Origin of the sequence: Corallococcus sp. CA041A, assembly GCF_003612075.1 — a bacterium.
GTDB classification, from domain to species: Bacteria; Myxococcota; Myxococcia; order Myxococcales; family Myxococcaceae; genus Corallococcus; species Corallococcus exiguus.
On record NZ_RAWF01000034.1, the window covers coordinates 41575 to 48760 of the forward strand.

Genomic DNA, 7186 nt, shown 5'->3' on the forward strand with positions numbered 1-7186 from the left:
GCTGAGGTCTGACGCCTCCATGCCACAGTGCCAACGAATGATGAGCGCCGCGGACTGCCTGGCCGAAGCGGAGCGGATCCAGCGGCTGCTGGCCGAGCAGTCAGCGCGTCATGGCCGCGCTGTCCCGTGGGTCGAGATCCGTCCGGGCAATCTCGATGCTTGCCACGAGGGTGCTCGCGACGACATCCGTCACCAGGAGAAGCACGAACGCGACCAGCACCGATCACACGTGCGGACGCGGCGACTCGGGGAGCGGAGGGCTGGTGGCGTAGGACGGCTCGGAAGGGAATCCAAGGCGGCCGAGGGTACCGCCCGTGTGGGCCACGCCGCGAATCCACCGCCTTGGAGCAATCGGCCGTGGCCGCACTCGTTGTACGGACGATAGGGTCTGCTTCATGTCTCGCGGATGGGAGCCCATTGCATGAAGAGGCTGCGTGCCTGGAGCCTGTGTGTGTTGCTTGCCAGCGGCTGTGCCACGACGTCCGCGGTCCGTGAATCGCCGCCCGTTCCCGACGTGGCCGCGCTGGATGCGGAAGCGGCTCGCGCGATGTCCGCGACCGGCGCGAAGGGGCTGGCCATCGCGGTCATCGACAACGGTCGTGTCGTCGCGACCCGGGCCTACGGCGCACGCGATGCGAAGGGCGAGCCGCTGCGCACGGACACGGTGATGTATGGCGCGTCCATCACCAAGACGGTCTTCGCGTACCTCGTGATGCAGTTGGCGGACGAGAAGCGCATCGACCTGGACACGTCCATCTCGAAGTACCTGGACAAGCCGCTGCCTGAATACCCGGACGAGGACCGCTATTCGACCTGGTCCCATCTGGCCGGGGATGAACGCTGGCGGGACATCTCGCCGCGCGTCCTGCTCACCCACAGCGCTGGCTTTGCCAACTTCGGGTTCCTCGAACCAGACGAGAGGCTGCGCATCCACTTCGCTCCGGGCAGCCGCTTTGCCTATTCAGGCGACGGCATCATCCTGATGCAGTTCGTGCTCGAACGCGGGCTCGGGCTGGACGTGGGTGCGGAGATGCAACGGCGCGTGTTCGACCGCTTCGGCATGCGCACGACCAGCATGACGTGGCGGCCGGACTTCGCACAGAACCTGGCTGACGGCTGGAAGGCCGACGGCGGTGTGGGGCCGCACGACGAACGCAGCAGGGTGCGCGCGGCCGGTTCCATGGACACCACCTTGGATGACCTGTCTCGCTTCGCGGCCGCGCTGGTGAGCGGCGAGGGACTGTCTCCGGAGAGCTTCGCCCGGATGACCTCTCCACAGTTGCCCATCACCACCCGGAGCCAGTTCCCTACCCTGCAGGACGAACTGCCGCCGGAGTCACGGCGCAAGGACCTGGCGGCAGGCCTTGGCGTGGTGGTGTTCGACGGTCCTCAGGGGCGCGGGTTCTTCAAGAACGGCCATAACGACAGCACCGGCAATACTCTTGTGTGCCTGCCGCGTGGACGCCGCTGCGTGCTCATCCTGAGCAACGACGTCCGCGCCGAACCCGCCTATCCCCACCTCATTCGCTTCGTGTTGGGCGAAGCCGGTGTGCCCTGGGATTGGGAGTACGGCGACATGGCGTTCTGGGATGGCCGCTGAGCCTTCACACTTCTTCACGCCCTGCTCAAATCACCGCAACCGACGGCTTCCATATTGGTTCCAGTCAAGCAGCGGGAAACAGCCCCCCACTCCTGGAGCCACACGCCATGAAGAAGACGCTCGTCATCGCCGGTACCGCCGTCGTCGCCGTCACCCTGCTCACCGGCTTCGGCTGGGGCCGCCATCACCGCGGCACGCCCGACCCGGAGCGCATCAACCAGATGGTCACCTGGAAGCTGGACGACAAGCTGGATGACCTCAACGCCACCGAGGCCCAGCGCTCCTCCATCCACGCCGTGAAGGACCGCCTCCTCAACGAAGGCCAGTCGCTCATGGAGGGCCAGAAGGCCGCGCGCTCCGAGGCCGTCGCCCAGCTGGCGTCCGAAACGCCTGACTCCGCGAAGCTCCACGCCCTGGTGGACGCGCGCATCGACGCCGCTCGCGCCTTCGCCCACAAGGCCGTGGATGCCGTGCTCGAAGTCCACCGCACGCTCACTCCTGCCCAGCGCCAGGAGCTGGTCAGCGACTTCCGCGAGCGCACCGGAGAAAAGTAACCCCGCCCGGGTGGGTCTCACGGTGCGCTCGGAATGACACATTCCGTGTCCCACCGTGAACCTTCGTGGGCAGGGATGACGCGCGCGGTTATTGTCGGTCGGTGGATTACACCGACTACGCTCGACGCATCCGCTCCCACGCCTCCCTGGGGGAGCTCTCTGAATACGGCCAGGTGCATGAAGGGGGGCGCGACTATCCCCTCTTCCGACTCATCGTCCCGGGCGACCGCTGGCTCGTCATCACGTCCGGCTTCCATGGGGAGGAGCCCGCCGGCCCGCTGACGCTCGCGAAGCACCTGCCGGACATCGTCGCGTACGCGAAGTCCAAGGGCGTGGGCCTGCGCGTCTACCCGTGCATCAATCCCTCCGGCTTCGAGGACGGCACCCGCTACAACCGCAGCGGCGAGAAGCCCAACAACGACTTCATGCGCTACGAGGTCGCTCCCGGCGAGTGGCGCGGCGAGCTCGTGGGTGACCCGTCCATCCTCCGCTGGGCCCTGTACGACGGCGGCCCCAAGGAGACGCGCGCGGTGCGCACGGACCTGGCGCGCTTTCCCGCTCCGGACGCCGCGCTCGACATCCACCAGGACAACTACCTGGGCGGCGTCGCCACGTACGCGTATGTCTTCGGGGACAAGACCGCCTATCACTCCATGCAGGAGGCCGCCGCCGCGCATGCCACCGTGGTGAAGAGCCGCAAGGTGGATGACAACGCCTACGCGGACGAGCACGGCCTCATCGTCTTCCACGACGGCAGCGTCACCGATTGGTACATGCGTCAGGGCGTGCCGTACGCCGCCGCGCTGGAGACCACCACGCCCATGTCGCAGGACGCCTGTGACGCCGTGAACCTCATCTGGATCCGAGGCTTCATCGACCTGGCCGCGCGTGGAGAGGGGCCCACCCGATGATTCAACGCCCCCTGGGGAAGAGTGGTCTCACCGTGTCCGCGCTCGGCTTCGGCGCGGGGCCCGTGGGCAGTGAAGCGCTGAGCGACGCCGACGCGGAGGCGCTCCTCAACGGCGTGCTCGACGCGGGCATCACGCTCATCGACACCGCGCCCAGCTACGGCGTGTCCGAGGAGAGAATCGGCCGGTTCCTCGGCGCTCGCCGCCGCGAGTTCGTGCTGTCCACCAAGTGCGGTTATGGCGTGCCCGGCGTGGAGGACTGGACGCCCGAGTGCATCACGTGCGGCGTGGACCTGGCCCTCCAGCGCCTGCGCACCGACGTGCTGGACGTGCTGCACTTCCACTCGTGTCCTCCGGACGTGCTCCACCGCCCGGGGCTCATCGAAGCGCTCACCCGCGCGGTGGAGGCGGGCAAGGTGCGCGCCGCCGCGTACTCGGGCGACAACGCGGGTTTGGACGCCGCGCTGGAGACGGGCGCGTTCGCCGTGGTGCAGACGTCCGTGAACCTCTTCGACCAGCGCTCGCTGGACCATGGCGTGGCCAAGGCCCAGGAGCGCGGCGTGGGCGTCATCGCCAAGCGGCCCCTGGCCAACGCGCCGTGGCGCTTTCCGGGGCGCCCCTACGCTCACGACGTGGGCGAGTACTGGGAACGGATGCAGCGCATGGCCCTCCAGAAGGACGGCCTGGACTGGCCGGAGCTGGCGCTGCGCTTCACCGCGTTCGCGCCGGGCGTGGCCACCTGCATCGTGGGCACCACGCGGCTGGAGAACCTGCGCGCCAACGCTCGCACCCTGGAGCAGGGTCCCCTTCCCGAGCCCACCGTTCAGGCCATCCGGGACGCCTTCCGTCGCAATGACACCGGGTGGGACGGCGTCATCTGACGCAGCCCGCCAGTCTGACGTTCCGTCCTCCAGCGAAGATTTCAGCGTCGGCAACTGCTCACTATCGACGTTTGTCTCGTCCATCCGGGTCGGGTGCTCAGCCTGGGGGGCGTGGCAACCATCCGATCCATGAACGCGATGCCAGAGTCTGAGAAGGATGGAGAAATGGTGGAGCTGCACCCCACCTCGCTGGATTTGAACCAGGTGGATCCCACCCCGCAGGTGGCGAACTGGCTGCGCATGCGCGCGAGCCAGTGGCTCACCACGGCGCAGAGGGACTTCAACGCGGCCCTCTTCGCGCGCGACGGTTCGGAGGCGTCGTTCGATCGCTACTGCGATGCCCGCTCGGAGCTGGACTCCGCGGAGGCCTGGGCCCTGCGCGTCTCCGAGTTCGTGGCGCACGTGCGGTAGGTGCCGCGCGACGGTGTGCCGGTGCGTGGCTGCCTTCAGCGCCCCACGCCCATGCGCGTCCACAATTCCAACAGCGTGCGCAGCACGGACGCATCCGGCACGTCCGCCGCGGGCGGCACGTCCACGCGGATGCCGTGCGCCGCCAGCCGCGTGAAGGGGTTGTCCGCGTCCGGCGTCTTCAGCGGCACGGACGGATCCGCCGGCCGGAAGCCGAACGCAAGCGCCCGGGCCTGCACCTCCGGGCTGCGCAGGAAGGCCACCCACTCCAGCGCCGCCTCGCGCTGCTCGGGCGTCACCCAGTCCGCTTGCAGCACCGCCGCCGGATGGTCGCTCCACAGCGTCACCGGCGGATAGTCCACGCGCAGCGGCCCCCACCGGCCCTGGGCTTGATCCAACTGCGCGATGGCCAGGCTCTCGTACACCAACGCCAGGTCGTAGCGGGACGGCCCGTAGCGCACCAGGTCCGTCATGAACGTGCCCGTGGACGGCTCGAAGCGCGTCACGCCCCGCTCCAGTCCCTGGAGCCACGCCTGATAGCCCGGATCCAGCAGGTCACCCTCCTTCACGCTTTCGCGCCGGCCCAGGTACTCCAGCGTCGCGGACAGGAGCGCCTGCAGGCCGGAGTTCGACTTCCGGGGGTCCGTGTGGCCCAGCTTCACGAAGCCCCACTCCGGCGGGCCGCCCACCGCGGGCCAGCCCCGGTCGCTCGCCACCGCGCGCTGGAGCGTCTTCCACGACAGGGCCGAGCCCCCGCCCGCCTTGCGCAACACCTCCATCCGGTCCTGCCAGCCCACGAACACCAGCGGCGTAATCACCAGCGGATGCGGCGCGGCGTCTCCCTCCGTGGCGAACAGCGGCCCGTGCGAGGCGTCCGTCGCCCAATCCGCCGCGAGCATGCGCAACTCCGCGCTGTCCGCCGGGCTCCACACCGTGGGCTTCTCCCGCCCTTCCAGGATGGCCTGCGCCGCCTCCAGCGAGCCCCGCCCCACCAGCGTCACCCGCACCCGGGGATGCGTCCGCTCGAACTCCGCGAGCGCCGCCTCCACCCACGCGCGCTTCTCCGTGCTGTAGAGGAACGTGATGTCCGTCACCCGCCGCCGCGACGGCAGCACGGTGGACTCCGGCTCCGGCGTCCCCTGCAGGGGCGCCATCGGGGCCGCCAGCAGGTAGAACACCCCCAGCAACGCGGCCAGCATGCCAATGACGAGGAGAGCCCGGGGCTTCATGCTCCCCCTCGTACCCCGGGTCGCGGTCCCGGAAAGCCCGCCGGTGCTTTTGTCACAACCCTGTCACTCACAGCCTCTCCCCCGGCCGCTCCCCTTCCAGGAACCATCCTGTCGGTTTGTTTGCCCTCATAGGACTGGCAGAATGGGCCGGATGACGACACTGGCACGAAGCATCGCGCTCCTGGGACTGGGAGCGGTGTTGGGGGGCTGCGCGGCGAAGCAGGCCCCGCCCGTCCAGCACTACGCGCTGGGCATGTCCCGGGCGGAGTATCGGGATTACACGGGGGCGAAGGCGAGCCCCTGCGACGCGGAGCCGCGCTGGTTCCAGGACGAGCTGACCGCGGTGAACGGCCTGTTGGCCCGCTTCGTCAAGGAGACGGACCAGGCCCTGGACCCGAAGGGGCTGGAGCACGCGAAGCACCTGGAGCTGCTGGAGGAGGGCCTGCGCACGCTGCCCCCGGTGCTGAAGGTGCACGAGGCCAACCTCCAGGCGCTGAAGACCTGCGACTTCCGGCGCGCGGGCGCGTTCCCGGACCTGGCCCGGCGCGGTGGGGAGCTGCTGACGGAGACGCGGGAGCGGATGGAGCTGGGGCCCCGGATTCAAGCGGCCGCGGCGCTGCGCGAGGCGCAGAAGCAGTGGCGCGAGCAGGGCGGGGAGCGCGAGGCGAAGGCGCGCGAGACGTGGTGCCCGAAGCCCGTGAAGGTGGGTCAGCCGGACGTGTTCTTCGCGCGCCTGTCGCCGGACGGGCGCACCGAGTGGTTCTTCTGCGACGGCCACGTGGTGGAGAAGTCCGCCGGCGGGGAGCCCACGCTGCTGAGCCCGGAGGGGCTGAGCAAGGCGGAGCGCCGCCGGGTGCAGTCGAAGAAGTACCTGGACGCGGCGCAGGCCTACCCCGAGGAGGAGATGGACCGCGAGCCCACGGCCGCCACCCTCCAGAAGCCCGCGGCGTCCGCGGCGGAAGGCGCGCCGTAGGCCAGGGCGTGACGCGCGGGCCTCCGGCGTCACGCTCCCAGCCGGGCGAGCCGCTTGGACAGGTGCGCGTCGCCGCCCGCGTCCACACCGCCCACGAAGGCGGCGAGCGACTGGCCCGCGCCAGACAGGTGGGCCTCCACGTGCGGCTTGAGCACGGTCCAGCGCTTCGTCCAGGCGTCCTCGGAGCCGTCGCGCAGGTCGGGGCGCTCGGAGAGGAGCGCCGTCACGCGCAGCGCCAGCTCCGGGTCGTTGAGCGTCCGCGCGGCGGCCACGCCCGCCGGCACCGAGCCCGCGGGCGCGGCCTTCCACATCTCCGCCGCGCGCTGGAAGGCCGTCACGTCCACCTGGGACAAAAGCCCCAACGCGTGGCGCACCGGCAAGCGTCCTTCCGCCTTGGGCCCCACCACGTGCGCCATCAGCGCGGTGAAGGGCGCGGCCAGGGCCGGGTGCGCCGAGGGGTCCACACCGCCCAGGGCGCGCAGCGCGTGGCGGGCCTTGCGCGCCAGCCGCGTCACCTTCCAGCTGGGCCCCTTGAGCTTCGACTGGAGCAGCGCGAGCGCGGACGCGGCGGCGGTCACGGCCTCGGGGCCCGGCGTGGCGGCGGCCACGCGGCGCGGCAGCACGAGCGCGGGA

General features: G+C 70.2%; 8 protein-coding genes. 6 read left to right on the forward strand and 2 right to left on the reverse strand.

Going from position 1 to position 7186, the window contains the following annotated elements; genetic code table 11:
• The first annotated feature begins 421 nt into the window (after positions 1–421).
• The 5 genes from D7V77_RS08950 to D7V77_RS08970 all read left to right on the forward strand — a co-directional run bounded on the left by D7V77_RS08950 (position 422) and on the right by D7V77_RS08970 (position 4354).
• Positions 422–1600 carry a serine hydrolase gene (locus tag D7V77_RS08950; protein WP_120575852.1) on the forward strand — a complete coding sequence of 393 codons (1179 nt, stop codon included), beginning with the start codon at positions 422–424 and terminating at the stop codon, positions 1598–1600.
• Between the two features lie 107 nt (positions 1601–1707).
• Complete coding sequence (locus tag D7V77_RS08955) at positions 1708–2154, forward strand: Spy/CpxP family protein refolding chaperone (protein WP_120575853.1); 447 nt, start codon at positions 1708–1710, stop codon at positions 2152–2154.
• A gap of 101 nt (positions 2155–2255) precedes the next feature.
• Positions 2256–3065, forward strand: coding sequence for a hypothetical protein (locus D7V77_RS08960; protein ID WP_120575854.1), 810 nt, complete (start codon positions 2256–2258; stop codon positions 3063–3065).
• Positions 3062–3943 carry an aldo/keto reductase gene (locus tag D7V77_RS08965; RefSeq protein ID WP_120575855.1) on the forward strand — a complete coding sequence of 294 codons (882 nt, stop codon included), beginning with the start codon at positions 3062–3064 and terminating at the stop codon, positions 3941–3943. Before D7V77_RS08960 ends, D7V77_RS08965 begins: the two co-directional genes overlap by 4 nt.
• A 165-nt stretch (positions 3944–4108) precedes the next feature.
• Positions 4109–4354 (forward strand): FruA-associating protein, FapA, encoded by a 246-nt coding sequence (locus D7V77_RS08970; RefSeq protein WP_120575856.1) that lies wholly within the window; start codon positions 4109–4111, stop codon positions 4352–4354.
• 35 nt (positions 4355–4389) lie between these two features.
• Here D7V77_RS08970 and D7V77_RS08975 read toward each other — a convergent pair whose 3' ends face one another.
• Positions 4390–5580 carry a substrate-binding domain-containing protein gene (locus D7V77_RS08975; RefSeq protein WP_120575857.1) on the reverse strand — a complete coding sequence of 397 codons (1191 nt, stop codon included), beginning with the start codon at positions 5578–5580 and terminating at the stop codon, positions 4390–4392.
• 151 nt (positions 5581–5731) lie between these two features.
• On the opposite strand from D7V77_RS08975, the gene D7V77_RS08980 reads away from it, so the two are divergent.
• A complete protein-coding gene (locus D7V77_RS08980) occupies positions 5732–6553 on the forward strand; it encodes a hypothetical protein (RefSeq protein ID WP_233596767.1) in 822 nt (273 codons plus the stop codon).
• A 29-nt stretch (positions 6554–6582) separates the two neighbouring features.
• Here D7V77_RS08980 and D7V77_RS08985 read toward each other — a convergent pair.
• On the reverse strand, positions 6583–7186 hold a 604-nt coding region (locus D7V77_RS08985), incomplete at its 5' end, for a molybdenum metabolism regulator (RefSeq protein WP_120575860.1).